This is a genomic window from Allobosea sp. 05T439 (genome assembly GCF_056396005.1).
Map to the genome: position 1 here is coordinate 1 of NZ_JBFTKP010000007.1, position 25346 is coordinate 25346.

General features: G+C 63.5%; 26 protein-coding genes and 1 tRNA gene. 8 read left to right on the forward strand and 19 right to left on the reverse strand.

The genetic code is table 11. The annotated features are described in order from the left end of the window. Nucleotides 1-965 precede the first annotated feature (965 nt). On the forward strand, nt 966-2558 hold the full coding sequence (locus AC1DIO_RS09735; RefSeq protein WP_476770383.1) for a recombinase family protein: 1593 nt from the start codon (nt 966-968) through the stop codon (nt 2556-2558). Here AC1DIO_RS09735 and AC1DIO_RS09740 read toward each other — a convergent pair. The 11 genes from AC1DIO_RS09740 to proB all read right to left on the reverse strand — a co-directional run bounded on the left by AC1DIO_RS09740 (nt 2509) and on the right by proB (nt 11841). Next, a tRNA-Arg gene (locus AC1DIO_RS09740) sits at nt 2509-2585 on the reverse strand. The two genes, AC1DIO_RS09735 and AC1DIO_RS09740, sit on opposite strands and share 50 nt — an antisense overlap. 142 nt (nt 2586-2727) lie before the next feature. Then, on the reverse strand, nt 2728-3114 hold the full coding sequence (hisE, locus tag AC1DIO_RS09745) for a phosphoribosyl-ATP diphosphatase (RefSeq protein ID WP_476770380.1): 387 nt from the start codon (nt 3112-3114) through the stop codon (nt 2728-2730). Nucleotides 3115-3256: 142 nt separating this feature from the next. Further along, nucleotides 3257-3763, reverse strand: coding sequence for an RNA pyrophosphohydrolase (locus AC1DIO_RS09750; protein WP_476853363.1), 507 nt, complete (start codon nt 3761-3763; stop codon nt 3257-3259). Next, nucleotides 3760-4968 carry a divergent polysaccharide deacetylase family protein gene (locus tag AC1DIO_RS09755; protein ID WP_476853364.1) on the reverse strand — a complete coding sequence of 403 codons (1209 nt, stop codon included), beginning with the start codon at nt 4966-4968 and terminating at the stop codon, nt 3760-3762. Before AC1DIO_RS09755 ends, AC1DIO_RS09750 begins: the two co-directional genes overlap by 4 nt. 125 nt (nt 4969-5093) lie before the next feature. Next, complete coding sequence (locus tag AC1DIO_RS09760) at nt 5094-6428, reverse strand: S41 family peptidase (protein WP_441492176.1); 1335 nt, start codon at nt 6426-6428, stop codon at nt 5094-5096. Further along, a complete protein-coding gene (locus tag AC1DIO_RS09765) occupies nt 6428-7798 on the reverse strand; it encodes a murein hydrolase activator EnvC family protein (RefSeq protein WP_441505622.1) in 1371 nt (456 codons plus the stop codon). Before AC1DIO_RS09765 ends, AC1DIO_RS09760 begins: the two co-directional genes overlap by 1 nt. Beyond that, a complete protein-coding gene (gene rlmH, locus AC1DIO_RS09770) occupies nt 7795-8274 on the reverse strand; it encodes a 23S rRNA (pseudouridine(1915)-N(3))-methyltransferase RlmH (protein ID WP_441505623.1) in 480 nt (159 codons plus the stop codon). The genes AC1DIO_RS09765 and rlmH overlap by 4 nt, the downstream gene beginning before the upstream one ends. Nucleotides 8275-8286: 12 nt before the next feature. Next, a complete protein-coding gene (gene rsfS, locus AC1DIO_RS09775; protein WP_441477524.1) occupies nt 8287-8616 on the reverse strand; it encodes a ribosome silencing factor in 330 nt (109 codons plus the stop codon). A gap of 150 nt (nt 8617-8766) precedes the next feature. Beyond that, the gene (locus AC1DIO_RS09780) at nt 8767-9378 is read right to left on the reverse strand and encodes a nicotinate-nucleotide adenylyltransferase (protein ID WP_441492179.1); all 612 of its coding nucleotides are present in this window, start codon (nt 9376-9378) and stop codon (nt 8767-8769) included. Beyond that, nucleotides 9375-10616: a glutamate-5-semialdehyde dehydrogenase gene (locus tag AC1DIO_RS09785; protein ID WP_441505809.1), complete on the reverse strand. Its 1242-nt coding sequence runs from the start codon at nt 10614-10616 to the stop codon at nt 9375-9377. The genes AC1DIO_RS09780 and AC1DIO_RS09785 overlap by 4 nt, the downstream gene beginning before the upstream one ends. 100 nt (nt 10617-10716) lie before the next feature. After that, entirely contained in the window at nt 10717-11841 is a 1125-nt protein-coding gene (gene proB / locus AC1DIO_RS09790; RefSeq protein ID WP_441505624.1) for a glutamate 5-kinase, read from the reverse strand. A gap of 353 nt (nt 11842-12194) precedes the next feature. On the opposite strand from proB, the gene rpsU reads away from it, so the two are divergent. The 6 genes from rpsU (at nt 12195) to AC1DIO_RS09820 (ending at nt 17409) form a co-directional block, all read left to right on the forward strand. Further along, nucleotides 12195-12458 carry a 30S ribosomal protein S21 gene (rpsU, locus tag AC1DIO_RS09795; protein WP_069882405.1) on the forward strand — a complete coding sequence of 88 codons (264 nt, stop codon included), beginning with the start codon at nt 12195-12197 and terminating at the stop codon, nt 12456-12458. A gap of 83 nt (nt 12459-12541) precedes the next feature. Then, nucleotides 12542-12919 carry a DUF6481 family protein gene (locus tag AC1DIO_RS09800; RefSeq protein ID WP_441477526.1) on the forward strand — a complete coding sequence of 126 codons (378 nt, stop codon included), beginning with the start codon at nt 12542-12544 and terminating at the stop codon, nt 12917-12919. Nucleotides 12920-13402: 483 nt separating this feature from the next. Then, nucleotides 13403-14518, forward strand: coding sequence for a TRAP transporter substrate-binding protein (locus AC1DIO_RS09805; RefSeq protein ID WP_441492180.1), 1116 nt, complete (start codon nt 13403-13405; stop codon nt 14516-14518). 90 nt (nt 14519-14608) lie between these two features. Continuing rightward, nucleotides 14609-15184 carry a TRAP transporter small permease subunit gene (locus tag AC1DIO_RS09810; RefSeq protein ID WP_441492181.1) on the forward strand — a complete coding sequence of 192 codons (576 nt, stop codon included), beginning with the start codon at nt 14609-14611 and terminating at the stop codon, nt 15182-15184. Continuing rightward, nucleotides 15184-16512 (forward strand): TRAP transporter large permease, encoded by a 1329-nt coding sequence (locus AC1DIO_RS09815; protein ID WP_441492182.1) that lies wholly within the window; start codon nt 15184-15186, stop codon nt 16510-16512. Before AC1DIO_RS09810 ends, AC1DIO_RS09815 begins: the two co-directional genes overlap by 1 nt. Before the next feature lie 147 nt (nt 16513-16659). Further along, nucleotides 16660-17409 (forward strand): GntR family transcriptional regulator, encoded by a 750-nt coding sequence (locus AC1DIO_RS09820; protein WP_441492183.1) that lies wholly within the window; start codon nt 16660-16662, stop codon nt 17407-17409. Nucleotides 17410-17418: 9 nt separating this feature from the next. Here the strand turns inward: AC1DIO_RS09820 and AC1DIO_RS09825 are convergent, their stop codons facing one another. From AC1DIO_RS09825 to AC1DIO_RS09840, 4 genes are all read right to left on the reverse strand, one after another. Continuing rightward, complete coding sequence (locus AC1DIO_RS09825; protein ID WP_441492184.1) at nt 17419-18198, reverse strand: enoyl-CoA hydratase/isomerase family protein; 780 nt, start codon at nt 18196-18198, stop codon at nt 17419-17421. 15 nt (nt 18199-18213) lie between these two features. Next, entirely contained in the window at nt 18214-19407 is a 1194-nt protein-coding gene (locus AC1DIO_RS09830) for a CaiB/BaiF CoA transferase family protein (RefSeq protein WP_476853365.1), read from the reverse strand. 184 nt (nt 19408-19591) lie between these two features. Next, entirely contained in the window at nt 19592-19783 is a 192-nt protein-coding gene (locus AC1DIO_RS09835) for a hypothetical protein (protein ID WP_441492216.1), read from the reverse strand. 93 nt (nt 19784-19876) lie between these two features. After that, nucleotides 19877-20476 carry a TetR/AcrR family transcriptional regulator gene (locus tag AC1DIO_RS09840; RefSeq protein WP_441505627.1) on the reverse strand — a complete coding sequence of 200 codons (600 nt, stop codon included), beginning with the start codon at nt 20474-20476 and terminating at the stop codon, nt 19877-19879. A 206-nt stretch (nt 20477-20682) separates the two neighbouring features. Between AC1DIO_RS09840 and AC1DIO_RS09845 the strand changes: the two genes are divergently transcribed. After that, a complete protein-coding gene (locus AC1DIO_RS09845) occupies nt 20683-21693 on the forward strand; it encodes an LLM class flavin-dependent oxidoreductase (protein ID WP_441505628.1) in 1011 nt (336 codons plus the stop codon). Between the two features lie 3 nt (nt 21694-21696). Here AC1DIO_RS09845 and AC1DIO_RS09850 read toward each other — a convergent pair whose 3' ends face one another. From AC1DIO_RS09850 to AC1DIO_RS09865, 4 genes are read right to left on the reverse strand one after another with little or no spacing between them, the layout of a single operon-like run. Beyond that, the gene (locus AC1DIO_RS09850; RefSeq protein ID WP_476853366.1) at nt 21697-22560 is read right to left on the reverse strand and encodes a metal ABC transporter permease; all 864 of its coding nucleotides are present in this window, start codon (nt 22558-22560) and stop codon (nt 21697-21699) included. Next, nucleotides 22557-23417 carry a metal ABC transporter permease gene (locus AC1DIO_RS09855; protein ID WP_476853367.1) on the reverse strand — a complete coding sequence of 287 codons (861 nt, stop codon included), beginning with the start codon at nt 23415-23417 and terminating at the stop codon, nt 22557-22559. Before AC1DIO_RS09855 ends, AC1DIO_RS09850 begins: the two co-directional genes overlap by 4 nt. Continuing rightward, nucleotides 23414-24322, reverse strand: a complete 909-nt coding sequence (locus AC1DIO_RS09860) for a manganese/iron ABC transporter ATP-binding protein (RefSeq protein ID WP_441505631.1) — start codon at nt 24320-24322, stop codon at nt 23414-23416. Before AC1DIO_RS09860 ends, AC1DIO_RS09855 begins: the two co-directional genes overlap by 4 nt. Beyond that, nucleotides 24319-25239 (reverse strand): metal ABC transporter substrate-binding protein, encoded by a 921-nt coding sequence (locus tag AC1DIO_RS09865; protein WP_476853368.1) that lies wholly within the window; start codon nt 25237-25239, stop codon nt 24319-24321. The genes AC1DIO_RS09860 and AC1DIO_RS09865 overlap by 4 nt, the downstream gene beginning before the upstream one ends. Between the last annotated feature and the right edge of the window lie 107 nt (nt 25240-25346).

Sequence of the window (25346 nt, forward strand, 5' to 3'; positions counted from 1 at the left end):
CGTCCACCGCCGCCGCGACCCCGTCGTGATCACTTCAAGCCGAGAGAGCTTCGGCATAGGCGTATGACTATCCATACGCCTATTTCTTCACTCAGCACGCGCCACCGCAAGGCGGCCCACGCCGAAGGGCTACGCAGCGGCCTTTGATTTGAGAATTGAAGCCTCATCGTGGTGACAGATTTCATTTTCAATATTCCCGCCGGGTCATTCGGCCGGGCGGTTTTCAAATGTGATTAAAAGCCTTGAGAGATTCTATTTCAAGGTCATGATATTGATTTATATCGCAACATTCGTAGAATAAATACCTATTAGTTTTTGATAATATGCGATTTTTGTCCCGCGCAGATATTCATATCTCCGAAAATTGACGGATATAAACGTCTTATTTTCAAAATCCCCAATTCAGTAAATCAGGACGAATAGTGAATTTGCGTATATCCATAACACATAAATATAATTTCTTTTACCGGCGCTTAATTAATTCAACATCATGCATAATACGCCATTATAACCACATACGCCGTGTATTTATCCCCGATCATATCGACTTCAAACTCACGTCGATTCGTCAGAAAGCAACACATAAGCTATAATTATTGTTTTATGCCGTAGTATGAAGTACGGTCTACCATCCTAGCCGGACTCAAGGAAKGGAGGACGGATATGACTACAAATGAACACGCCCCCCTCTTTTCGGTTTGCTCGGGCGAACGTCACTTACCCGCGCATACGATAGCTAACCTTGAGGAACGAAGTTATGCGCATCACCTTGATGGGCTCGATGTGACGGAACGTCAGAAGTCCGATTTGATGCTCGTTGTTTGGGCCCTCATGCGTACTTGGGTCGAAATGGACCTGCCGATCGGCACATGTGGACCGATTTTTGAAGCACTACTCAGCCCATCTGCGAATGAGACAGAGCCCGCGAAAGAAACGGAGAATTTTCCCACGCAAGGAGAGCCCACATGAAACCAACCAGAACCAACGGGGCAGTGGTCCAGGAGGATACGAAATTCGCGCTAATCTACGCGCGGGTATCAAGCAAAAAGCAGGTCGTAGCGGGCGATGGGCTCAACTCACAACTCACCGCGTGTATTGCGTATGCGCAGGCTAAGGGATATGAAGTCGAAGGCATACATACCGATGACTTAAGCGGCAGCGCGCGAAACCGTGCTGGCTTGGACGCTGTGTTCACCCACATGCAGTCCAATCCGGACAAGCGGTATCGGATCATCTTTGACCATATCAACCGGTTTAGCCGCGACCTTTATCTTCACGGCGATCTCCGCCGGATTGTGAACGATCTGGGCGGCATCCTTGAGTCGCCGCACATGATCTACGGTAACGACTCGACTTCGCGCCTTGTCGAAAACATGAGCGTTGTCGTGTCGGACTATCAGCGGGTTCACAACACGGAACAGACAAACTCGCGGATGCGGTCACGCCTTACAAACGGCTATGCCGTATTCGCTGCGCCTGTCGGATATGTTTACGGCAAGGTGCAGGGCCACAGTGGCCGTGTGCTTGTCCGTAATGAGCCCTCTGCCTCGGTCGTAGTCGAATCCCTCGAAGGCTATGCCTCTGGTCGCTTCGAAACGGTGGCCGATGTGCTTCGGTTCTGTCAGGAGCAGCCGCTTTTTCCGAAAAGTCGTGCGGGTAAAATTACACACCAGCGCATTGGGCAATTTCTGAGGAATCCGTCCTACGCAGGGCTCGTTGGATCAGGCGCTTGGGGAATCCCGTTTCGCATGGGTCATCATGAGGCCCTCGTATCGATAGAAACGTATCAACACGTTCAAGACAGGCTAAACGGCATCAACCGCGCGCCCAAGCGCCGAAACCTCAATGAGGATTTTCCCTTGCGAGGTTTTGTCATGTGCGATGATTGCGGGAACCCCTTAACCGCTTGCTGGTCCAGAGGTAATTCCGGCCGTCATCCCTACTATCTCTGCCACACGCGAAGCTGCGCAAGCTACGGCAAGTCAATCCGTCGCAATGTGATCGAGGGTGAGTTCGCAGCACTGCTGACGCGCATCGCCCCCGAACAAAAGATCTTCGACATGGCCGTGGACATGTTCAAGGAGCTATGGCGTCACCGCCAAGGCAACGCCGAGTCGCGCGCAACAGCGCTCACGGAGGAACTGTCGCGTATCGAGCGCCAGATCGAGATTCACGTCGAGCGCCTTGTGTTGACCAGCCTTCCGGTTATTTCGAGGGCTCTGGAAGACAAGATCGGAAAACTGGAAGCTGAACGGCTGCTCGTCGAGGAGCGGATCGCTCTTGTGGACCGCACAGAAGGAAGCTTCGATGCCCGACTTAGAACCGCACTGTCGTTCCTCGGAAACCCTAGTAAATTCTGGGATTCTGGTTGCTTGAACGACCGTAGGGCGGTCCTAAAACTAACCTTTGCCACCTTCCTCCGCTACAGGCGCGGGGAAGGCTTTAGAACCGCAAAAATAGCTTTACCGTTCAGGGTGTTAGGCGACTTTATGTCGCCTAAGTTGGAAATGGCGCGCCCGAAAGGATTCGAACCTCTGACCCTCAGATTCGTAGTCTGATGCTCTATCCAGCTGAGCTACGGGCGCGTATCAGGTGGCTCGGCCGTGGCCGCGTCGATCTGATGTGGCGGGAATAACCGCAACGCTTCGGCTTGGCAACCCCCGTCTTCCCGGAAATCTGACATTCCCGGGGATGAGGGGGCAAGCGCGCCAAAAACGCGCGGGATGCTCAGTCTTCGCGCAAGCCACCCCCGCCAATTGCGGCAACCTCGGCGCTTTCCTGTCGCGCTTGCTTCGCGGCGCGATTCTTCGGCAATTTCTCGGCAATGCCATAGAGCTGTTCGCGCCGGTCCATCTCGCGCCAGACATCCGCGGGCGCGATACCGATCTCGCTCCAGAGCACGACGAGATTGTAGATCAGGTCGGCGCTCTCGAGGATCACCCGCTCGCGGTCGGCCTGGACCGCTTCCAGCCCGACCTCCACCGCCTCCTCGGCCAGCTTCTTGGCCATCTTCGGCAGCCCCTCGCCGATGAGCTTGGCGGTGCGCGAAAAGGCCGGGTCGCGCGTGCGCGCGGCAAGGACCGCAGTGTGAAGCTTGAAAACCGAATCAACCATATCGCGAGCCTCACCCCCTCATGTGAGCATTTCGTGACAGGGAGCATCAGGCAGCACGCAGCGCGAATCACTCCCCAGGAAATGGTAGAGCAAATCGCAGGGCGCGAAATGTTTGTTTCACGCCGAGACGAACTTGGAATGATCAGTCCGCAGCGAAGGGAGCGAAGGACCGGGCCACGTCGCGATAGACGGCCTGCTTGAACGGAATGATCAGATCGGGCGTCTCTTCCAGCCGTGCCCAGCGCCAGGCCTCGAACTCTGCCTTGTGACCTCCTGCCGGGTGCAGGATATCGATCTCGCTGTCGGGACCGTCGAGGCGGAAGGCGAACCATTTCTGGGCCTGGCCGCGCCAGCGACCCTTCCAGGCCTGTTGGCCGATATCCACGGGAAGATCATAGCTCAGCCAGACGGGCACCTCCGCCAGCAGCGAGACGGAGGTGACATTGGTTTCCTCCTGCAGCTCACGCAGCGCCGCCTGATAGGGCGTCTCGCCGGGATCGATGCCACCTTGCGGCATCTGCCAGGCGAAGCCCGGCGCAACATGCTCGCGCTTGGTCTTGTCCGCCCGGCGCCCGACGAAGACGAGCCCGTCGCGGTTGAACAAGGCCAGCCCGACGCAGGGGCGATAGCCGGGAGGCGGCTCGGTCATTTCAGGGACCCTGTTGTGGAGGGATTGCGCAGTCCGCGGGCTGCGCTGACCGGCACGATGACGAGGCCCTTGGCCTCCAGAGATTTGGCCCAGCGGGCAATGCGCTCGATCGAGACCGGCAGCGCGCTCGCCGCGCCGATCGCCACACCCTGTTCGCGCGCCTGAGTCTCAAGCCGCTGCAGCTGCTGGTCGATCGCATCGGCGCGGGTGACCGTATCGATCACCCTGTCGACCTTGAGTGCCGGAATCTGCGCCCGCGCTGCCGCGCTCGCGAGCTGGCTGCGCGAGGACGAGCCGTCGTCGACGACCATCAGCCCGCGACCGGCGATCTCGCGCAGGACCGGCGACAGGGCGTTCTCATCCGCCGTCAGCCGGCCACCGAGGAAATTGACGATGCCGACATAGCCGGTGAAGCGACCCAGCACCCAATGCAGCCGATCGAGATTCTCCGCGGCCTTGGGGCCCGAGAGCAGGGTATGCGGCCCGGGATCGTTGTCGGGATAGTCGAACGGTTCCATCGGCACCTGCAGGAAGACCTCATGGCCGTCGCCACGAGCCCGCTGCACGACGCGCTCCAGCTCGACTCCATAAGGCGCGAAGGCCAGCGAAACCGCGCCAGGCAGCTGCGTGATCGCATCTGCCGTACCATTCTGGCTGATGCCCAGCCCGCCGACGAGAAGCGCAATGCGGCCCGCCGGCTTGGTCTCAGGCGCCGAACCTAACGGGCGGGCATAGACCTGCATCGGTGTCGCGCCGTCCGGCGCCACCTTCGGCAGAAGGCCGAACCGGCTGCGTTCGACCAGCCGGCTGTCGGGAGCCGGCGCGAGCTTGACCTCGCCGCTATCGGGAATCGTGATGACGATCGCACCGGGGGCCTCTGCCCCGGGGCGCACGACGGTCACCCCTGATTCGATTTCAAGCTGGCGCGCTGTGGATTGGGAGCGCGGATCTGTGACATTCGGTTCGGCGGCAGGTGCGGCCGCGATTTCCCTTGAAGGCTGCCTGATCTCGATCGCGGCAGTCGCCATCGGCTCGCCACCGTCGGGATCGCGCCGGAACAGCAGGATGGCAATCACCGCAAGTGCCGCGCAGCCCATCGCCCCGCTCAGGGCAAGCGACAGCCAGCGCGCCCACGGTTTGCCGTGGCGCACCGGGCGACCCTGCCCCAAGGGCCGATCGAGCTCGGTAAGCGGCGTTCCGGCCAAGGGCAGCCGTCCTCAGCTGTTCGAATCGGACCCGAATCAGCGGCCCGCACGCCTAGTCTTGGCGCGTGCGGGGCCAGCAGTCGAGAGCGCCGGAGAACGGCGCTCTCCTCCCAGTCGGATGGAGATCAGTTCGGCTTGGCGGGCTCTGGGGTCGGAACCGGGCCGGCGACGTCCTTCTTGACACCCCGCAACAGATTCAGCGCGGCAAGAAGCTGCGTATCCTTGGCCGGGTCATTCGGCACATAGGAAGCCGAACCCGACTGCTCATCCTTGCCGTCGCCCGACTTGAGATGGCCCTTCAGGGATGCCTCGCCCTTGTTGTCCGTCAGCTTGTCCTTGAGCTCTGGCGGAATTTCCTGGACGACCTCGATATCCGGCGTGATGCCCTTGGCCTGGATCGAATTGCCCGATGGCGTGTAGTAGCGCGCCGTGGTCAGGCGCAGGCCGCCATTCGAGCCGAGCGGGATCACGGTCTGCACCGAGCCCTTGCCGAACGAGCGCGTGCCCATCACGGTTGCGCGCTTGTGATCCTGCAGGGCGCCGGCAACGATCTCGGCCGCCGAGGCCGAAGAGCCGTTGATCAGAACCACGACCGGCTTGCCCTTGGTCAGGTCGCCCGACTTGGCGTTGAAGACCTGGGTCTCCTCGGCATTGCGACCGCGCGTCGAGACGATCTTGCCGCGCTCCAGGAACGCGTCCGACACCAGCACCGACTGGTCGAGCCTGCCACCGCGATTATTGCGCAGATCGATCACATAGCCCTTGATCTTGTCGACACCGATCTCGGCATTGACCTTGTCGAGCGCCTTGCGCAGGCCCTCATAGGTCTGCTCGCTGAAAGTGCCGATGCGGATATAGCCGACATCGCCCTCAACCCGCTCCTCGACCGCCGGGACGACGATGGTGGAACGCGTCAGGGTGAACTCCAGCGGATCCGGCTTGCCCGGGCGCTCGATCTTGAGCTTGACCTGCGTGTTGATGATGCCGCGCATCTTCTCCACGGCCTGGGTCAGGCTCAGGCCTTTCACCTGGTCACCATCGATCTCCCTGATGATGTCGTTGGCGAGGATGCCGGCCTTGGAGGCGGGCGTGTCGCGAATCGGCTTGGCGACCTTGAGGACGCCGTCCTCCATCGTGACCTCTATGCCGAGGCCGCCGAACTGGCCGCGCATGTCCGTGTCCATGTCACGGAAGCTCTTGGCGTCGAGATAGGCCGAATGCGGATCGAGCGAGGAGACCATGCCGTTGATCGCGGCCTCGATCAGCTTCTGCTCGTCGGGCTTCTCGACATAGTCGGTGCGAATCTTCTCGAAGATGTCACCGAACAGGTTGAGGCTACGATAGACCTCGGCCGAGGCCGCGACCGCGCTGGTCGAGGACAGCAGGTGGGTCTGCGTCGCCAGACTGGTAAGGCCCGCGCCAACGATTGCGCCGGCGAGAACGAGGGAGACCTTGCGCATCATCCGCGAACCTTTTCGCTTTGCGATTTCGTCCACCACGGTGCCGGGTCGATCGAAACGCCGTCTTTTCTGAACTCAATATAGAGAACCGGTTCCCCAGTCCCCGAACCTACGATCGTCGCGGCAGCTTCCGACGTTTGACCCATCATCGCAACCGGTTCCCCGGCAAGGACGAATTGGTTCAGCGACACGTCGATCCGCTGCATGCCGGCCAAGAGCAAATAGTACCCCCCACCCGCGTTCAGGATCAAGAGTTGCCCGAAGGAGCGGAACGGCCCAGCGTAAACAACCCAAGCGTCGGAAGGCGCCGAAACTAGGGCATTAGGGCGGGTTGTCAGTGAAATTCCGCGCGTCGTGCCGCCAACGCCGTCATTGTCACCAAAACCACGCAATTGTGATCCGGCAGCGGGCAGCGGCAGCATGCCGCGAGCTTCCGCGAAAGCGATCTTCGGCGCAAGCCGGGCGGGGTCCTTGAAAGCGAGCGCCGCCATGCGTTGCCGCTGCTCGCGGGTCTCGGCCTCCAGAGCCTGGCGCGCCGCTTCCGCGGCGCGATTCGCGACGGAGATTTCCTTCTCGATGCGCTCGACGAAATCGCGCAGACCCTTCGCCTGCGCCGCAAGCTCTCCGCTCATCCCGCGCTGCGCCTCGATATCCTTGGCGGCGCTGGCCTCGCGCTCGCGCCTGGCGTCGATCAGCGAAGCAAGGCGCTGGCGCTCGCCCGCGAGCGTTTCCAGCTCACCGGTCATCGCCTTGCGCTCTTCCGCGATCCCGCCGCGCAACCGCACCAACTCGCCGAGATCTGTGCTGAGGATCTCGATCTCCTGGCGCAGATCGGGCACCACAGCGCCGAGCAGCATCGAGGCGCGCACCGCCTCCAGGATATCCTCCGGCCGCACCAGAACGGCCGGCGGCGGCCGGCGGCCGATCCGCTGGAGCGCGGCCAGGACTTCGCCGATCAAGCCGCGGCGGCCCTCGAGGGAACGCCGGATCGCGGTTTCGCTGGTCTGCAGAAGCGCCAGCCGCTCCTCGATCGCGCCAATACGACGTTCGACCCCCTGGGTACGGGTCGTCGTCTCGAGCAGCGCCTTGTTGAGACCGGCCCGATCGGCCCGGATCGTGGCGATCTCAGCCTCCAGCTTGGCTCGCGCCTCGGCATTGCCGGCCAGCCGTTCCTCGATCGCCTTCAACTCGGCTTCGCGGGCCTGTTTCTCCACCTGTTTCTGCGCGATTTCGGGCGCCACGCGATCCGGATCGGGCCCCGGCTCCTGAGCGTTGACCGCCAGATGACCGAGACCGAGCGCGAGCCATAGCAAAGCGGCGCTGCCGAGGCGGCGCGAACTGGCTCGAATCACTGATGCGGCGGACGTCATGCGCGATGATAGGGATGTCCGGCGATAATCGTCATGGCCCTGTAGAGCTGCTCCAACGCAAGCACGCGCACGAGCTGATGCGGCAATGTCAGGGCCCCGAAGGCCAGCGTCAGATCAGCACGATCCCGAATGGTCTCATCCAGCCCGTCCGCACCGCCGATCACGAGGCTCGCGGTGCCCGTACCGGCGTCTCGCGAGGCCGCGATCCTGCCGGCGAAGGCATCGCTCGTCAGGCTCCTGCCACGCTCGTCAAGTGCAATCAGCAGCCCCGGCGAGAGCTTTGAAAGGATCGCGGCAGCCTCATCGCGCTTGCGCTCTTCAGGCCGCCGCGCCCGGCTTTCAGGCAGCTCCGTGACATCGGGCCCAGTCAGACCAAGGCTGCGCCCGAGACCATGGCTACGTTCGCGGTAGCGCTCGCAGAGGTCCCGTTCCGGCCCGTCCTTGAGCCGGCCGACGGTGATGATGGCGAGCCGCACCGGAAATCAGGATCAGCCGACGAGCCGCTCATTCGGGCGGTCGGCGCCCCACATCTTTTCCAGATTGTAGAACTGGCGCACTTCCGGCCGGAAGACATGGACGATGAGATCGCCCGTATCGATCAGCACCCAGTCGCAGGCAGGCATGCCCTCGACCTTCGGCGTCGGCAGTCCCGTCTTCTTGAAGGCCTCGACGAGGCTGTCGGCAATCGAGGCGACATGGCGGTTCACGCGCCCTGACGCGATGATCATCGCGTCAGCCAGCGAAGTCTTGCCAACCAGATCGATAACGGTGATGTCCTCGGCCTTCATATCTTCGAGAACATGGATTGCGAGGGCCACGCTGTCGGCGGACGGGTTTCCGGGGACAGCAGCCTGGGGAAGCGGCTTCGGCTCGGCTTCACCAAGGGTTTGACGGTTCAGTTCCGTATCCTCACATGACGACGCGCTCTCAGCGCGACGATCCTAAATTAAGCGATATGAGGTCGAAATTCAATCGCGACCAGCCAACTGGCGCAAATAGGTCGAGGACAGCTCGGAGCGCCGGCCATGCAGGAACACCCAGGCGGGGGGCTCCAGCAGCGGCAGGGCGGCAGCGGCATTCTCGGAAACCCGCCAGCGCGACAGCCAGTTGGCGGCCGGCGAAGCCACCGCGCGATGCGTCGATCCCGGGCGGTCGATCACGGCGATGGGCATCATCCGGGCAATGGCTCGCCACTCGTTCCAGCGGTGGAAACCCGCAAGATTGTCGGACCCCATGATCCAGACGAAGCGGACGCCAGGGCAGCGCAATTTGAGGGCGCGCAGGGTATCGGCGGTATAGCGGGTGCGCAGGCTCGCCTCGACCCCGGTGACATGGATGCGGGCGTGATCGGCAAGCTCTTGCGCCGTCGCAATGCGTTCGCCGAGCGATGGCAGGGCCGCATTGTCCTTGAGCGGATTGCCCGGGGTGACCAGCCACCAGACGCGGTCGAGCTGCAGCCGACGCAGCGCCGTCAGGCTCGCCATGCGGTGACCGTCATGTGCCGGGTTGAAGCTCCCGCCGAACAAGCCGATCCGAAGGCCCGGTGCATGGGGCGGCAGGCGCAGATCCTCTGCCCTCACGGCCGGATCTGGCCGCTGCCATGAACCCGGTATTTGAAGGAGCAGAGCTGCTCGACACCGACCGGCCCGCGCGCATGCATACGCCCCGTCGCGATGCCGATCTCGGCGCCGAAGCCGAACTCGCCGCCATCGGCAAACTGGGTCGAGGCATTATGGACGACGATGGCTGAATCGACCTCGGCCAGGAAGCGCTGCGCCGCCGCCTCGTCGGCAGTCACGATTGCATCTGTATGGTGCGAACCGTAGCGCTCGATATGCGCGATCGCCGCATCAAGCCCGTCGACCACCTTCACCGCAATGATCCGGTCCAGATATTCGGTTGCCCAGTCCGCCTCGGTTGCAGGCGTCACCTGCGGATTGGCCGCCTGTGCGGCGACATCGCCACGAACCGCGCAACCGGCCTCGACCAGCATCCTGAGGAGCGGCTGCAAATGGGTTGCAGCACAGGCGGCATCGACCAGTAGGCTCTCGGCCGCGCCGCAGACGCCGGTACGGCGCAGCTTTGCGTTCAGCACGATCGCCTTGGCCATGTCGAGATCGGCGGCTCCATGGATATAGACATGACAGTTGCCGTCGAGATGCGCGAAGACCGGCACACGCGCATCGCTCTGGACACGGGCGACCAGGCTCTTGCCGCCGCGCGGCACGACGACATCGACGGCACCGCCGAGCCCCGCCAGAATCTCGCCAACCGCTGCGCGGTCACGTGTCGGCACCAGCTGGATCGCGTCGCCCGGCAACCCTGCAGTTTCCAGTCCCTGGCGGAGCGCTGCAGCAATCTCGGTCGAGGTGCGGAAACTATCCGAGCCGGCGCGCAGGATCGCGGCATTGCCGCTCTTCAGGCAAAGCGCGCCGGCATCGGCGGTGACATTCGGGCGGCTTTCGAAGATCACCGCGATCACGCCAAGCGGTGTCGCCACGCGCTCGAAGGCAAGGCCATTGGGCTGGGTCCATTTGGCGAGCACGCGACCGACGGGGTCGGGCAACAGGGCGATGCCCGCCACCGCTTCGGCAACCGCCGCCAACCGGGCCTCGTCCAGCATCAGACGGTCGATGAAGGCGGCGTTCTGGCCGGCGCCGCGCGCCTCATCGAGGTCTCGCGCATTGGCGGCGAGGATCGCCGGCGCACGCTCGCGCAGGGCCTCGGCCATCGCCATCAGCGCCGCGTTGCGCTGCTCAGCCGACGCAAGCGCGACCAGCCGCGCAGCAGCGCGGGCCTGCCGGCCTAGCCCATGCATGACCGTGCCGATTTCCTCTTGGCCATCGCTTGCAGAAACCACGCGCAGCGCGCCTTCGCCAGTCATCGTCAACTCACCCGTTTCCTTGAGCCCGGCGACCTTAGCCGACACCGAGCGCCATGTCGTCACGGTGGATCATCTCGGCGCGCCCGGGATAGCCGAGGATCGCCTCGATATCGCGCGAGGCCTTGCCGAGCACGAGCCCCGCCTCCCCCGCATCATAGGCCACCAGCCCCCGTCCGAGCACCCGCCCATCCGGATCACGGATGAGCACGGCATCGCCACGCGCGAATTCACCCTCGATCCGGCTGACGCCGACAGGCAGCAGGCTCGCTCCACCGCGCAAGGCACGAGCGGCCCCTGCATCGACATACAGGGTGCCGCGCGGCTCGAGCGAGCCAGCAATCCAGGTCTTGCGCGCCGTCGCAGGCGTCGAAGCCGAGAGAAACCAGGTGCAGCGCCCGCCAGCCACGATCGCACTGAGCGGGTTCTTCGTCCGCCCATCGGCGATCAGCATATGAGTGCCGCCCGCCGCCGCGATCTTGCCCGCCTCGATCTTGGTGCGCATCCCGCCGCGGGAGAGTTCGGACGCTGCTCCGCCCGCCATGGCCTCGATCTCCGGCGTGATCAGCTCGACCAGCGGGATATGGCGCGCAGCCGGGTCCCGCGCCGGCGGCGCCGTGTAGAGCCCATCGATATCGGAGAACAGCACCAGCAGGTCGGCGCCCGCCATGGTCGCGACACGCGCGGCGAGGCGGTCATTGTCGCCATAGCGGATTTCGGTCGTCGCGACCGTATCATTCTCGTTGATCACCGGAATCGCGCGCAGATCGAGCAGGCGGCCAAGCGTGGCGCGCGCATTGAGATAGCGGCGGCGCTCTTCGGTATCCGCCAGCGTCAGCAGGATCTGTCCGGCGGTCAGCCCGTGATGTCCCAGCGCCTCGGACCATGTCCGCGCCAGCGCGATCTGCCCGACGGCCGCAGCCGCCTGGCTTTCTTCCAGTCGCAGCGGACCGCTCGGAAGTCTGAGCACGGTCCGGCCGAGCGCAATTGCCCCCGACGAGACGACAAGCACATCGGCGCCGCGCAAGTGCAGTTCGGCGAGATCCTCAGCGAGCGCGGCGAGCCAGGCCTGGCGCAGCCGGCCGCGCTCGCGGTCGACCAGCAGGGCCGAACCGACCTTGACCACGATGCGGCGGAACTGACTCAGCGACGGCGTGTTCACGGAGAAGACCAGGATCGAGTAACGGAAGCGAGGATTGCCTGTTGGCGAAAACCCGACACTTGTAAAGCGCKCCGCCGCCCGTTCGGCTATGCATGCCCATGCAAAAGCATGCCTGAACCCCGGCAATTGCATTGACATTCACTGTTCGAGAGGCCATATGGCGGCCGTCGATATTCGGCCGAACGCCGCGGTCCTGCGCATGTCAATGTGCCCGCCGACGACCTTCCCCGCTCAGATCGAACAACCGGCGCGCGGCCTTCTGGTGCGCTTCAACATGACGCTGCGAAGATTTCGCTGGATCTCGRGCCCGGGTTCAGCGCGATGTTTTCGCATTTCGAATGAAGGAAACCAGGATGCAGGTTCTCGTCCGCGACAATAACGTCGACCAGGCGCTGCGAGTGCTTAAGAAGAAATTGCAGCGCGAAGGCGTTTTTCGTGAGATGAAGCGCCGCTCAGCTTATGAGAAGCCATCCGAGCAGCGCGCCCGCGAAAAGGCCGATGCCGTTCGCCGTGCCCGCAAGGCCGCTCGCAAGCAGGCTCAGCGCGAAGGTCTCATCGCCGCGCCGAAGCCCAAGGCGAAGCCGACCCGCGCCGCAGGCGCAGCGCCTGCGCGCTGATTACAATACACATCCGGCCAGTTCTGGATTATTGCCCCCGCGGGCTCGCGAGTTAGAGCCCGTTCAACCCAAGAAGGTAGACCTTGAAGAACCCGAACGACCGCAGCTTCACTGATCGTCAGTCCAACTCCGCCAATGCCAAGAAGGCGCTGCTAGAGCGTTTCCAGGCACGGCCGAAGGCCGATGACCCGATCATGCAGCAGCGCCGCGCGGAGCGCCAGGCCATTGCCGATGCACGCGCTGTCCGCGACGCCGAAAAGGCCGCTGCCCGCGTCGAGGCTGAGCGCCTCGCGGCGATCGAACGCGCCGCCCAGGAGGAAGCCGAGCGTCAGGCCGAACTGGTGCGTGAGGCCGCCCGCAAGGCCGAACAGGCCAAGCGCGATGCCGAGCGCCCCCGCAAGGTTCTGCTCGAGGCCGTCCAGTACATGCAGATGCGCGCTGCCGGCAAAGGCCGCCGCTGAGCGACGCTCCGCCTTCCGGGGTCGAAAGACCTCGATCCCAAGACGACGATACGGGAATGAGCCGCGTGTAACGCGCGCCTCATTCTTTCTGTTTTCGCAATGCTCCTCCTTCGCAGCGACGAGCAATTGCACTTTGCCTCAAGGGCGCAAGCGCCCTCTTCCCGTCGCGCCCAGGCTCTTTCCTGGCCCTGCGCCACGGAGGAAAACTCCGGAAATCCGGCGTTTATCGCCGATTTTCGGCCTTGCTCAGTCGACCTGACATCAGGCTCCGCTAACGCAACGGCACTCCCTTGCCTCTGAAGCGGCATAACCTCTCCCGTTCTTGTGCAGTCGCGAAGGCAATCACGATCGAACTTCTAAGACTTTAGTATTACGCCTATCGCTTGCCACGGCAACTGAATACAGCAACTCTGGGATATCGCGGCCAGCAGGCCGCAATAACGACACGCCAGATACATGGCGGCACACCCAGGGAGGGAATCCATGACTACGGAGACCGCTAAACCTCGTTCGAATCGTCGCAACTTCCTCAAGGTCGCAACACTTGCGGGCGCTGGCGCCATTGCCATGCCCCAGGTCAGCCGCGCCCAAACGGTGACGTGGAAGTTCCAGTCCACCTGGCCGACCAAGGACATCTTCCATGAATTCGCCGGCGACTTCGCCAAGCGGGTCAATGACATGTCCGGCGGCCGGCTGAAGCTGGACGTGCTCGCCGCGGGCGCAGTCGTCCCGGCCTTCCAGATGCAGGATGCGGTCGCGGCCGGCATTCTCGATGGCGGGCATGGCGTCTGCGCCTATTGGTACGGCAAGAACAAAGCCTTCTCGCTCTTTGGCACACCTCCGTCACTCGGCTGGGACGCAACCAGCTTCCTGGGATGGATGAATCATGGCGGCGGCTATGAGCTCTATAACGAGCTGGTCGGCCAGACCCTGAAGCTCAATCTCGTAGGCTTCCTCAGCGGGCCGATGCCCTGCCAGCCGCTTGGCTGGTTCAAGAAGGAGCTCAAGACCCCCGACGACTTCAAGGGCCTGAAATACCGCACAGTCGGCCTCGCGGCCGATTTGATGAAGGAGATGGGAGCCGCAGTCACGATTCTGGCCGGTGGCGAGATCGTGCCGGCGCTCGAACGCGGCGTCATCGACGGCGCCGAGTTCAACAATCCCTCCTCCGACTCGATCCTTGGTTTCCAGGACGTCGCCAAGGTCTACATGCTGCAAAGTTACCATCAGGCAGCCGAGAGCTTCGAGCTCATCTTCAACAAGACGAAATTCGATGCGCTCGCCCCCGAGCAGAAGGCGATCATCAAATATGCGGCGGAAGCAGCCTCCTCCGACATGATCTGGAAGGCGCTCGACCGCTATTCCAAGGATCTCGACATGTTGCGCTCCAAGGGCGTCAACGTCGTCCCGACCCCGGAGGTGATCCTCAAGGCCCAGCTCGTCGCCTGGGACAAGGTGCTCGACAAGCTTTCTGCCGAAAACGCCTTCTTCAAGAGGGTGGTCGAGTCGCAGAAGGCCTGGGTCAAGCGCACCGTCGCCTATGAACGCGTCAACACGCCTTCGCGCGAACTGGCCTTCACCCACTTCTTCAAGGCCTGAGCCTCTGCCCGCATCCGGACGCCCGCCACCCGCAACCGGCCTGGCGGGCGTTTGCGCCGACGAGCTCTGCAACGTGCCGTGGAGACCCTGATGGGCATCGTGCTCGCGATCGACAAGTTCAATACCGCCATCGGGAAACTCGCCGGCTGGACGATTCTGATCCTGACCCTGGCGATCAGCTACGAGGTCTTCTCGCGATACGTCCTGCGTGCACCCACCGAATGGGCTTTCGACGTCAGCTACATTCTCTATGGCACTCTGTTCATGCTGGCCGGCCCTTACGCGCTCGCACGCAATGCCCATGTGCGCGGCGATTTCCTCTATCGCCAATGGGCCCCGCGCACGCAGGCCGGGCTCGATCTGGCGCTGTATTTTCTGTTCTTCTTCCCCGGAGTCATCGCGCTGGCCTGGGCCGGATACAAGTTCGCCGCCTTCTCCTGGATGATCGGGGAGCATTCCTCGAACTCTCCCAACGGGCCGCCGCTCTATCACTTCAAGTCGCTGATCCCGATCGTCGGGGTCCTGATGTTCGTCCAGGGGCTCGCCGAGGTGGCGCGTTGCGTCATCTGCCTGCGCACGGGCGAATGGCCCCCTCGCCTGCATGATGTCGAGGAGACCGAGAAGCTCATCCTCGAGGAAGCCGCAACCCGCGAGGGATCGATTTGATGTTCGGACTGGGCAATCCCGAACTGGGCGTGGTCATGCTCGTCCTGTTCATCCTCTTCATCATGCTCGGCTTCCCCATCGCCTTCACGCTGATGGCACTCGGCGTCGGCTTCGGTTACTGGGCGATGGGCGACAATGTATTCGCGCTGGTCGTGCAGCGAGCCTATTCGGTCATGGCCAGCGACGTGCTGGTCTCGATCCCGCTCTTCATCTTCATGGGCTACATCATCGAGCGGGCGAACATCCTCGACAGGCTGTTCCACTCGATCCAGATCGCGCTCGGCAATGTTCCCGGCTCGCTGGCCATCGCGACGCTCGCGACCTGCGCGATCTTCGCGACCGCAACCGGCATCGTCGGGGCGGTGGTGACGCTGATGGGGCTGCTCGCCTTTCCCGCCATGCTGCGTGCCGGCTACGACGTGAAGCTCTCGGCCGGCGTCGTCTGCGCCGGCGGCTGCCTCGGCATCCTGATCCCGCCGAGCGTCATGCTGATCCTCTATGGCGCGACCGCGGGTGTCTCGGTCCCCAAGCTCTATGCGGGCGCGCTCTTCCCCGGGCTGCTGCTGGCCGGCCTCTACATGGTCTATGTCATCGTTCGCTGCACCCTTAACCCGGCGCTGGCGCCGAAACTGCCGAAGGAACAGACGGACGTTCCCTGGAGCAAGGTCCTCTGGGCGCTGATGACCAGCTTCTTCCCGCTGACCATCCTGATCATGTCCGTGCTCGGTGCGATCTTCTTCGGGCTCGCGACGCCGACCGAAGCGGCCGCGATCGGCTCGCTCGGCAGCCTGATTCTGGCCGCAGCCTATCGCTCGCTCTCGTTCGGCAAGGTCAGGGAATCGGTCATCCTGACGGCGCGCACCTCGGCGATGGTTTGCTGGCTCTTCGTCGGCTCCTATATCTTCTCGTCGATCTTCGCGATTCTCGGCGGGCACGAACCGATCAAGGATCTGGTCACGGCGTTGAACCTGTCGCCGACCATGTTCCTGATCGTCGCGCAGCTGATCATCTTCGTGCTCGGCTGGCCGCTGGAATGGACCGAGATCATCGTGATCTTCGTGCCGATCTTCCTGCCTCTGCTGCAGTTCTTCAATATCGACCCACTGTTCTTCGGCATCCTGATCGCGCTGAATATCCAGACCTCGTTCCTCTCCCCGCCTGTTGCCATGGCACCCTTCTATCTGAAGGGCATCGCGCCACCGCATGTGACCATCAACCAGATCTTCTCCGGCGTGATGCCCTATCTGCTGATCGTGCTGTTCGCGATGGTGCTGGTCTATGTCTTCCCCGGCATCGCGCTCTGGCTGCCGAAATATCTTTACGGCTGAACGCCGCCGAGCATCCTGCGAGCAGGACAGGAACCTGCCCGCCCTTGCGGCCCCGCTTGTTCGGGGCCGCTGCCTTGCCTACAGATCAGGGGCCCTGCGAGACGTGCTGGGACGGAGGGCGAGGTTCCGCCCGTGACCCGAGGCCTCATGACCACGACGCCGACGCCTGTTCCCGAGACCGGCAGCCCTCAGCCTGGTCGCAAGGGGCGACTGCATGGCGCGACGGTCGCGACGCTGCGCCGGATGATCATCACCGGCGAATTGCCGGCGGGACAGAAGCTGCGGGAGCAGGAGATCTGCGAACAGCTCGGCGTCTCGCGCACGCCCCTGCGGGAGGCCCTGCGCACATTGGCAGCACAGGGATTGGTGAGACTGACGCAGAATCGCGGCGCCGAAGTCGCTTCGCTGACCCTCGACGATATCCTGGGCCTCTACGAAGTCGTCAGCACCCTGGAAGCCCTGGCGGCGCGGCTCGCCTGCAAGAACATCTCGGACGAGACCGTCGCCGAGATCGGCATGCTGCATTACCGGATGATGCGGCACCAGGCGCGCGCCGAGCAGCTGGAGTATTTCGCGCTCAACCAGCAGATTCATCGGGCACTTGTCGAGGCGGCGCGCAACGCGGCCCTGCTCGAAGCCTGGGAGGGATTGTCCGCACGCATCGAGCGCGCGAAATACCTTCCGAACCTTCAGCCCACGCGCTGGAAGGCGGCGATGCAGGAGCACGATGCCATGCTCGCCGCCCTTGTCGCCCGCGATGGCGAGGGCCTGGCGCGGCTCATCCAGATCCATTTTGCCAATAGCCTCGCCGCCATCCTCGCCGCCGCCAACCCGGGCGGGGAGCATGCGGCCGAGACGCCAACGCGGCAGGGCGATGACGAGCATGAGACGCCCTGACGGGCAGCTCTATCGCCCCTGCCAGTTGGGCGCGCGCTTGGCCAGGAAGGCTTCCATGCCCTCGCGGAAGTCAGCGCTCATGTAGCACATCAGGACGAGGTCCTCGTCGTCGGCATGGCCGCGTGCAGCGGCGATCCGGCGCAAGCCTTCCTTGGTGGCGCGCATCGTCAGCGGCGCATGACCCGCGATGGTCTGCGCCAACTCTCCGACCCGCGCGAGCAGAGCCGCATGATCGGCCACCAGCTCGCCGTAGAGGCCGGCGCGGTGGCCTTCCTCCGCCTCGATCAACCGAGCCGTGAAGACCATGTCCTTGACCCGCGCGGGCCCAAGCAGCGAGGCGAGCCGGGCGAGGTTGTTCATCGACAGGCAGTTGCCGAGCGTGCGCGCGATCGGGAAGCCGAAGCGGGCCGACTGCGTCGCGACCCTGAGATCGCAGGCACAGGCGATGGCGGCTCCACCGCCGGTCACGGCGCCCGAGATCGCCGCGATTGTCGGAATCGGACAGCTCTCGATCGTGGTGATGATCTCCTCGATCCGCGTCTCGTAGTTGAGGGCGTCCTCTGGCTTGTTGAACGCACGAAACTGCGAGATGTCGGTGCCTGCAGCGAAGGCTTTGTCACCTGCCCCGGTCAGGACCAGCACCTTGGGTGAACCATGGCCCTCGATGTCGCCGCAGATCGCGGCGATGCGGTCATACATCCCGAAGGTCAGCGCGTTGCGGGCCTGCGGACGGTTGAGGGTGATGGTGCCGACCCCGTCCTTCAAATCGTAAAGAATCTCGTCGTTCATCAGCCCGCTGCTCCTTCAGATCGCCCCGGCCTCGCGCAACCGCGCGACCGCTCCTGAGCCATAGCCGAGTTCGGCCAGGATCTCGGCATTGTGCTCCCCTGCCTCCGGCGTCGGCGAGACGACACCGGCGGGTGTCCGCGACAGGCCGACCGGCTCGCCCACCACCCTGAAATCCCCAAGGATCGGATGGCTGACCGGCTGTGCGATGCCGAGATGCTGCACCTGCGGGTCGTCGAACATCTCGTCGACGGCATAGATCGGTCCGGCCGGAACGGCATGGTCCTCGAAGGCCGCAAGCCAATGCGCCGAATCCCTCTGGGTCAGGATGCTCTCGATGATGACCCGCAGTTCCGGGCGCTTGTCGTAACGCTTTTCCATGCTGTCATAGACCGGGTTGTCGCCGAGTTGGGGATGACCGATCGCCTTGCAGAAGCAGCGCCAATGGCCCTCGGCGCCGACGCCGATATTGATATGGCCGTTCTTCGTCGCGTAGACGCCCATCGGCGTCGAATAGGGGTGATCGTTCCCGGCCTGCGGCGGCACCGTTCCCTCGACCAGGAAGCGCGCAGCCTGAAAATCCATCATCGCGATCTGGGCTTCGAGCAGGGAGGTCTGGACCCATTGGCCGAGCCCCGACGTCTCGCGCTCGGTGATCGCCACCAGCGCCCCAAGCGCGCCATAGAGGCCCGCAGCCGAGTCTGCGACGGCAATTCCGGCGCGCACCGGCCCCTGCCCCGGCAGGCCGGTGACCGACATCATTCCACCCATCCCCTGGGCGATCTGGTCAAAGCCGGCACKGGTCCGGTAGGGACCGCTCTGGCCGAATCCGGAGACCGAGACCAGGATCAGGCGCGGATTGAGCTTGTGCAGCGTTTCGAAATCGAGCCCGAGCCTGTCCTTCACGTCCGGGCGGAAATTCTCGATCAGCAGATCGGCACTCTCGATCAGCTTGAGCAGGATCGCTTTGCCCTCGGCAGTCTTCAGATTCAGCGTCAGCGAGCGCTTGTTGCGGTGCAGGTTCTGCATGTCATAGCCATGCCGCGCGCCGCTCATGTTCTCGTTCGGATCGAGCCCCGGCGGGCTTTCGACCTTGATCACGTCGGCACCGAAATCCGCAAAGACGCGTGCGCAGGTCGGCCCGGCCCGCACACGTGACAGATCGAGAACACGCAGTTTCGCAAGGGCGGAGGAAGGCGTCGGGCGGGGCATGGCTCGGCAGGCGTTGGCGACAAGGGCGCCGACTATGGGTGCACCCCGGCGGGGCGTCAACGCCCCTCGCATCTTGCATGCAAAATCATGCGGATGCAGGCCCCTTCAGCTAAGGCATTCGAAGACAGCCCCAAATAACCAGGAAATATGTATGCAAACGATAGTCGAAGCTTGAGCCACCGGATCACGTCCGCTTCGCCGCTCCTGTTCTCGTCGGGCTTTCCAAGGCAACAGGATCGCTGGCCGGAAAGGTCGCCCGAAGAGCATCGTTCAGTTCGGCGTCCTTGCCCTTCCCGCGTTGCGCCTTCCTTTGCTCCGCCTGCTCCTTGCGCAGGCTTTGCGTGGCCGGATTGGCCTTCTTGACCGCGCTCGCCATGACATCCCCCGCTTCGGATCACTGATTGTCGCGATACACGTCGCGACATGAAACGAAACGCGAATCCCGCCTCAGCGTTCCCTGAGCCGGGCGCTAGGCCCGCCTGTGACCATAGGCATGGTGCACGATACGGCTGAATGAGCGATAGAGTTGCTCGAGCCGATCGAAATTCCCGCCATCCTGCGTGATCGGCCCGGCGCTATTGGCGATGGCGACCAGTTGCAGCGCGATATCGCCGCGCGGGATGTCGTTGGAAAGCTCGCCCCGTGCCACGGCCTGATCAATTCCGGCGACCACGAGATTCTCGAGCGTCGCACCGAACTGAGCCAGCGCCTCGCGCGCTTTTGGGCCGATCACATCCTGCTCCAGCCGCATCCGGCCGATCAGGCTCCAGGGATTGGCGGTCGTGGCCGTTGGATTGTAGCGGAGATAGCGCTGACGGTTCGACTCCATCATGCCATGGATCTTCTCTTCAAAGCTCTTGTCGCTGCGCCAGTTCGCCTCCCAGTTGGCCAGCGTCTGCTCGACGTAGTCGACAATCACCTCCTCGGCGAGGTTGAGCTTGTTGCCGTAGTAGTAGTGGATGTTCGCGCGCGTCGTGTTGAGGACGTCTGCGACATCCCGGAAGCGGAAGCCCTGGTAGCCATTGCGGATCAGGAGCTCTGCCGAGATTTTCTTGATCTCCTGCTTCATATCTCACTCCGCCGCATCGATTGCGCCCTTCTGGAGCCGTTTCGAGCCGCCGTCCAGTGTGCCGCGTCGCGGATGGATCGTCTCGCCAGAACGCTTCTGCATTGGCGCCATGCCAGATCGCGAAGGGGCTGGACGCAAGCCGGCAGCACTCCCATCTGCCACGGGCGCGGCATGATGAGCCGGGCGTCGATACGCAGGAGCGCTGCATGGTTGATTTCTCGGTCCTCGACCTCTCCCCGGTGATCGAGGGGCAGGAGCCCGGCGACGCTCTGCGCAATTCGCTCGACCTTGCTCGCCACGCCGAGGCGCTCGGCTATCGCCGCTACTGGGTCGCCGAGCATCACAACATGGTCGGCATCGCCAGCGCCGCAACGGCGGTGGTGATCGGCTATCTTGCGGCTGGAACCAAGACCATCCGCCTTGGTGCCGGCGGCATCATGCTGCCCAACCACGCGCCTCTCGTCATTGCCGAGCAGTTCGGAACGCTGGAATCGCTCTATCCGGGCCGAATCGATCTCGGCCTCGGCCGCGCTCCGGGCACCGACCAGCGCACGGTCCGGGCCCTGCGACGCGACCCGATGGCCTCGGACAGCTTTCCTCAGGATGTGCTCGAGGTGCAGGCTTTCCTCGCGCCCGTGCAGCCCGGGCAGGTGGTGCAGGCCGTGCCAGGGGGAGGCACCGAGGTGCCGCTCTGGATCCTGGGTTCCAGCCTGTTTGGCGCGCAGCTCGCTGCAGAACTCGGCCTGCCCTACGCCTTCGCCTCGCATTTCGCACCGGACGCACTGATTCAGGCGCTTGCGATCTACCGCGAGCGCTTCAAGCCGTCAGAGCAGTTGGATCGGCCCTATGCGATGCCGGGCATCAACGTCATTGCCGCCGATACGGATGAGGAGGCTCGCTATCTCTTCACCTCAGTCCAGCAGCGCTTCATCGACATGATTCGCGGCACGCGCGGCAAGCTGCAGCCACCGATCGACGATATCGAAAGCTACTGGTCCCCGGCCGAGAAAGCGCATGTCTCGCAGATGCTGCGCTACGCCTTCGTCGGCTCGCCGGAAAGCCTGAAGCGCCAGCTCGATGCGTTCCTCGACGCGACAGGGGCCGACGAGGTGATGGTCACCGCACCGATCCACGATCACAGCGCTCGCAAGCGCTCCTACGAGATCCTCTCCGGCATCGTTCCGGGCCTGGCGAGAAACCAGACCAGGGCCGCGTGAGCGTCATTGCACCCATGACGCGCTGACGCTGAGACTGGCGCGTCGCGAGGCGCGCCAGAGATTGAGGGCAAGCGCCGCGAGGAAGAAGCCGGCCTGGACCACGACAATGCATGGGCCGGTCGCGGCATCGAGATGAAAGCTCAGGATCGTGCCGAGCACGCTTGAGACGGTCGCGACGCCGGCCGCCACGATGAGCATTCGGTCGAACTGGCGCGTCATCAGATAGCCGATGGCCCCCGGCGCGATCAGCATCGCAACGACCAGGATGATACCGACTGCCTTGAGTGCCGCGACGATCGTCAGCGCCAGCAGTATCAGCAAGCCGAAATGCAGCGCTGCGACCGGCAGGCCAATGGCACGCGCATGAGCCGGATCGAAGGAGACAAGCAGAAAATMGCGCCGCTTCGCCAGCATGATCGCGATGGTCGGCACCGCGATCAGCGCCGTCTCCCCGATATCGGCCCAACGCACGCCGAGCATGTTGCCGAACAGGATGTGCATCAGGTGCTGGTCGCTATCGACCTTGACGAAGAGCACCAGCCCCAGCGCAAACATGCCGGAGAAGACGATGCCCATCACCGTGTCCTCCTTCACCCGGCTGTTTTGCTTGAGGTAGCCGATACCGACGGAGCAGCCGAGCCCGGCAGCGAAGGCGCCAATCGCCAGCGGCAAGCTCAGGATATGGGCGAGCACGATACCGGGCAGCACCGCATGCGAGACCGCATCACCCATCAGCGACCAGCCCTTGAGCACGAGGAAGCAGGAAAGCACCGCGCAGACGAGGCCGACCAGCACCGCGACGATCAGCCCCCGCTGCATGAACTCATGCGCGAACGGCGAAAGGAACCAGGTTTCGATCAGGCTCATGCGGCTTGCTCCGGAAGGGCCCGGGCCGCCCGGCGCGCCGCAAGACGGCCGTGCTTAGGCGCGAAGATGAAGGCGAGCAGGAACAATACGGTCTGGAAGACCACGATCAGCCCGCCGGTCGAACCGTCGAGAAAGTAGCTGGCATAGGCGCCGATCGCGCTGGTCGTGACACCCATCGCAACCGCGATGATGATCAGGCGACCGAAACGGTCGGTAAGCAGGTAGGCGGTTGCGCCCGGCGTCACCACCATGGCGATCACGAGGCAGGCTCCGACCGTCTGCAGGGCTGCGACCGTGCAGGCGCTGAGGAGCACKAAGAAGAGAATCTTCAGGCGCGTCGGCGAGAGCCCGACGCTGCGTGCCTGGTTCTCGTCGAAGAAGACCAGCATCAGGTCCTTCCAGCGCACTATCAGGATCACCAGAGAGACGAAGGCGATGATCGCGACCTGGACGACGTCCTCGTCGGAGATACCCAGGATGTTGCCGAGCACGATCGATTGGACGTTCACCGAAGTCGGGTTGATCGAGACGATCAGCAGCCCGACAGCAAAGAACGTGGTGAAGACGATGCCGATCACCGCATCTTCCCGCAATTGCGTGCGCACCCGGACCAGGGACATGGCGAGCGCTGCCAGCAGGCCGGAGAGGAAGGCACCGGCGGCATAGGGCAGCTTCAGCAGATAGGCGAGCGCGACGCCCGGCACGATCGCATGCGCCAGCGCGTCGCCCATCAGCGACCAGCCCTTGAGCATCAGATAGCAGGACAGGAAGGCGCAGACGCCGCCAACCAGCGCCGAGACCCAGATGGCCTTGACCATGTACTGGTAGGCGAAGGGTTCGAGCAGGAGGTCGATCACCGGACCGCATCCCTGCTGGCGTCGACGACCACCTCGTGATCGCGCTCGCCATAGAGTACGAGCGGACGTTCGTCGTCGGTCAGGACGGTGACGCGCCGGTCGTCGGCATCGTCGTGGAGTTGCGCGCCCCCGAGCCGGAAATGCCGGAGTACGCCGCCGAAGGCCCGTTGCAGATTGGCTTCCGTGAAGGTGGTCGCGGTCGGGCCGGCCGCCAGCACGGTCTTGTTGAAGATCACGACCTGGTCGCAGAAATCCGGGATCGAGCCGAGATTATGGGTCGAAACCAGCATCAGCCGCCCTTCGGACCGCAATTCCCGCATCAGGCCGACGATCGCATCCTCGGTCTTGACGTCGACACCGGTGAAGGGCTCGTCCAGCAGGATGACCTGCCCGCCCTGCGCCAACGCCCGCGCGAGAAAGACGCGCTTGCGCTGGCCACCGCTGAGTTCCCCGATCTGGCGGCGTCGGAAATCCAGCATATTGACGCGCGCGAGCGCCTCCTCGACGGCCTCCTTGTCGGCGCGCCGGGCCATGCGCATCAGGCCCATATAGCCGTAGCGTCCCATCATCACGACATCGTCGACGAGAACCGGAAAGCTCCAGTCGACCTCCTCGGACTGCGGCACATAGGCGACGAGCCCGCGCTTCAACGCCTGCCGCACCTCCAATCCCGCGATCGCGACGCGGCCCTGAGCCGGCTTAAGAAAGCCCATGAGCGTCTTGAACAGGGTCGACTTGCCCGAGCCATTGATGCCGACCAGCGCGCAGATCGTGCCCGCGCCGAGGGCAAAGGAGGCATCGTTCACCGCTGTCACGCCATTGCTGTAGCGCACCGTCACGCCCTCGACCGTGATCGAGGGTGTCAGGCCAAGCGCGCCCGGTCGGCCAGTCACATGAATGTTCACTGCCCGAACCCCTTCGCGATCGTGTCGACGGTCACCTCCAGCAGCTTCAGATAGGTCGGTACCGGCCCGTTCTCGGCGGAAAGCGAGTCGACATAGAGGACGCCGCCATAGGCCGCTCCGGTTTCGCGGGCGACCTGCCTGGCAGCCTTGTCGGAGATCGTGCTCTCGCTGAAGACGGCGGGAATCGTGTTCTTGCGCACGAGATCGATCAGGCGACGCACCTGCTGCGGTGTGCCCTGTTCATCGGCATTGATCGGCCAGAGATAGGCCTCCCGCCAGCCGAAATCGCGCGTGAGATAGCTGAAGGCGCCTTCGCTGGAAACGAGCCAGCGGCGGCCTTCCGGCACCTTGTCGAGCCGGGCACGCAACGGCGCGTCGATCGCCCTGATCTGCTCGGAATAGGACTTCGCGTTCCTGGAATACGTCTCGGCATTCGCAGGGTCCGCAGCCGCCAGCGCCTTTCGAATGTTCTCGACATAGATCAGCGCGCTCGCCGTCGACATCCAGGCATGCGGATTGGGCTTGCCCTCATAGGGGCCCTCCTTGATGCCCATCGGCACGATGCCTTCGGTCACGACCGCGCTCTTCACATCCTTGACGTTCTMGAAGAAGCGCTCGAACCAGCGCTCGAGATTCAAGCCGTTCCAGAGCACGAGATCGGCCGATTGCGCCTTCACCACATCGAGCGGCGTCGGCTGGTAGTCATGGATCTCGGCACCGGGCTTGGTGATCGATTCCACGATCGCTGCAGTGCCAGCGACGTTCTGCGCGATGTCCTGGATCACCGTGAAGGTCGTGACGACGCGCAACGGCTTGGCCTGCCCCGCCTGAGCCAACACTCCCTGGCTCGTTGCTGCAAAACCGGCCGCGAAGGCGATGGCGGCGGCCAGAATCGTGAAGCGTCGACGCGAAGGCATGATCTCTCCTGCTACAGGCTCGATCCATTTACGCTAATGCAAATCACTTGCATCTGTCAACGCAATTGCAAATGATTTGCGATAAGCCTCGATTTTTGCGAATGCGT

What these genes read in the sequence shown, in the direction of transcription:
- AC1DIO_RS09735 (WP_476770383.1), top strand. Translation starts at nt 966, where the DNA reads ATGAAACCAACCAGAACCAACGGGGCAGTGGTCCAGGAGGATACGAAA.
- AC1DIO_RS09820 (WP_441492183.1), top strand. Translation starts at nt 16,660, where the DNA reads ATGACCACGACGCCGACGCCTGTTCCCGAGACCGGCAGCCCTCAGCCT.
- AC1DIO_RS09810 (WP_441492181.1), top strand. Translation starts at nt 14,609, where the DNA reads ATGGGCATCGTGCTCGCGATCGACAAGTTCAATACCGCCATCGGGAAA.
- AC1DIO_RS09750 (WP_476853363.1), bottom strand. Translation starts at nt 3,763, where the DNA reads ATGACCGAGCCGCCTCCCGGCTATCGCCCCTGCGTCGGGCTGGCCTTG.
- AC1DIO_RS09805 (WP_441492180.1), top strand. Translation starts at nt 13,403, where the DNA reads ATGACTACGGAGACCGCTAAACCTCGTTCGAATCGTCGCAACTTCCTC.
- AC1DIO_RS09785 (WP_441505809.1), bottom strand. Translation starts at nt 10,616, where the DNA reads ATGCATGGGCTAGGCCGGCAGGCCCGCGCTGCTGCGCGGCTGGTCGCG.
- AC1DIO_RS09835 (WP_441492216.1), bottom strand. Translation starts at nt 19,783, where the DNA reads ATGGCGAGCGCGGTCAAGAAGGCCAATCCGGCCACGCAAAGCCTGCGC.
- AC1DIO_RS09765 (WP_441505622.1), bottom strand. Translation starts at nt 7,798, where the DNA reads ATGACGTCCGCCGCATCAGTGATTCGAGCCAGTTCGCGCCGCCTCGGC.
- rpsU (WP_069882405.1), top strand. Translation starts at nt 12,195, where the DNA reads ATGCAGGTTCTCGTCCGCGACAATAACGTCGACCAGGCGCTGCGAGTG.
- AC1DIO_RS09825 (WP_441492184.1), bottom strand. Translation starts at nt 18,198, where the DNA reads ATGAACGACGAGATTCTTTACGATTTGAAGGACGGGGTCGGCACCATC.
- AC1DIO_RS09840 (WP_441505627.1), bottom strand. Translation starts at nt 20,476, where the DNA reads ATGAAGCAGGAGATCAAGAAAATCTCGGCAGAGCTCCTGATCCGCAAT.
- AC1DIO_RS09815 (WP_441492182.1), top strand. Translation starts at nt 15,184, where the DNA reads ATGTTCGGACTGGGCAATCCCGAACTGGGCGTGGTCATGCTCGTCCTG.
- AC1DIO_RS09760 (WP_441492176.1), bottom strand. Translation starts at nt 6,428, where the DNA reads ATGCGCAAGGTCTCCCTCGTTCTCGCCGGCGCAATCGTTGGCGCGGGC.
- hisE (WP_476770380.1), bottom strand. Translation starts at nt 3,114, where the DNA reads ATGGTTGATTCGGTTTTCAAGCTTCACACTGCGGTCCTTGCCGCGCGC.
- AC1DIO_RS09845 (WP_441505628.1), top strand. Translation starts at nt 20,683, where the DNA reads ATGGTTGATTTCTCGGTCCTCGACCTCTCCCCGGTGATCGAGGGGCAG.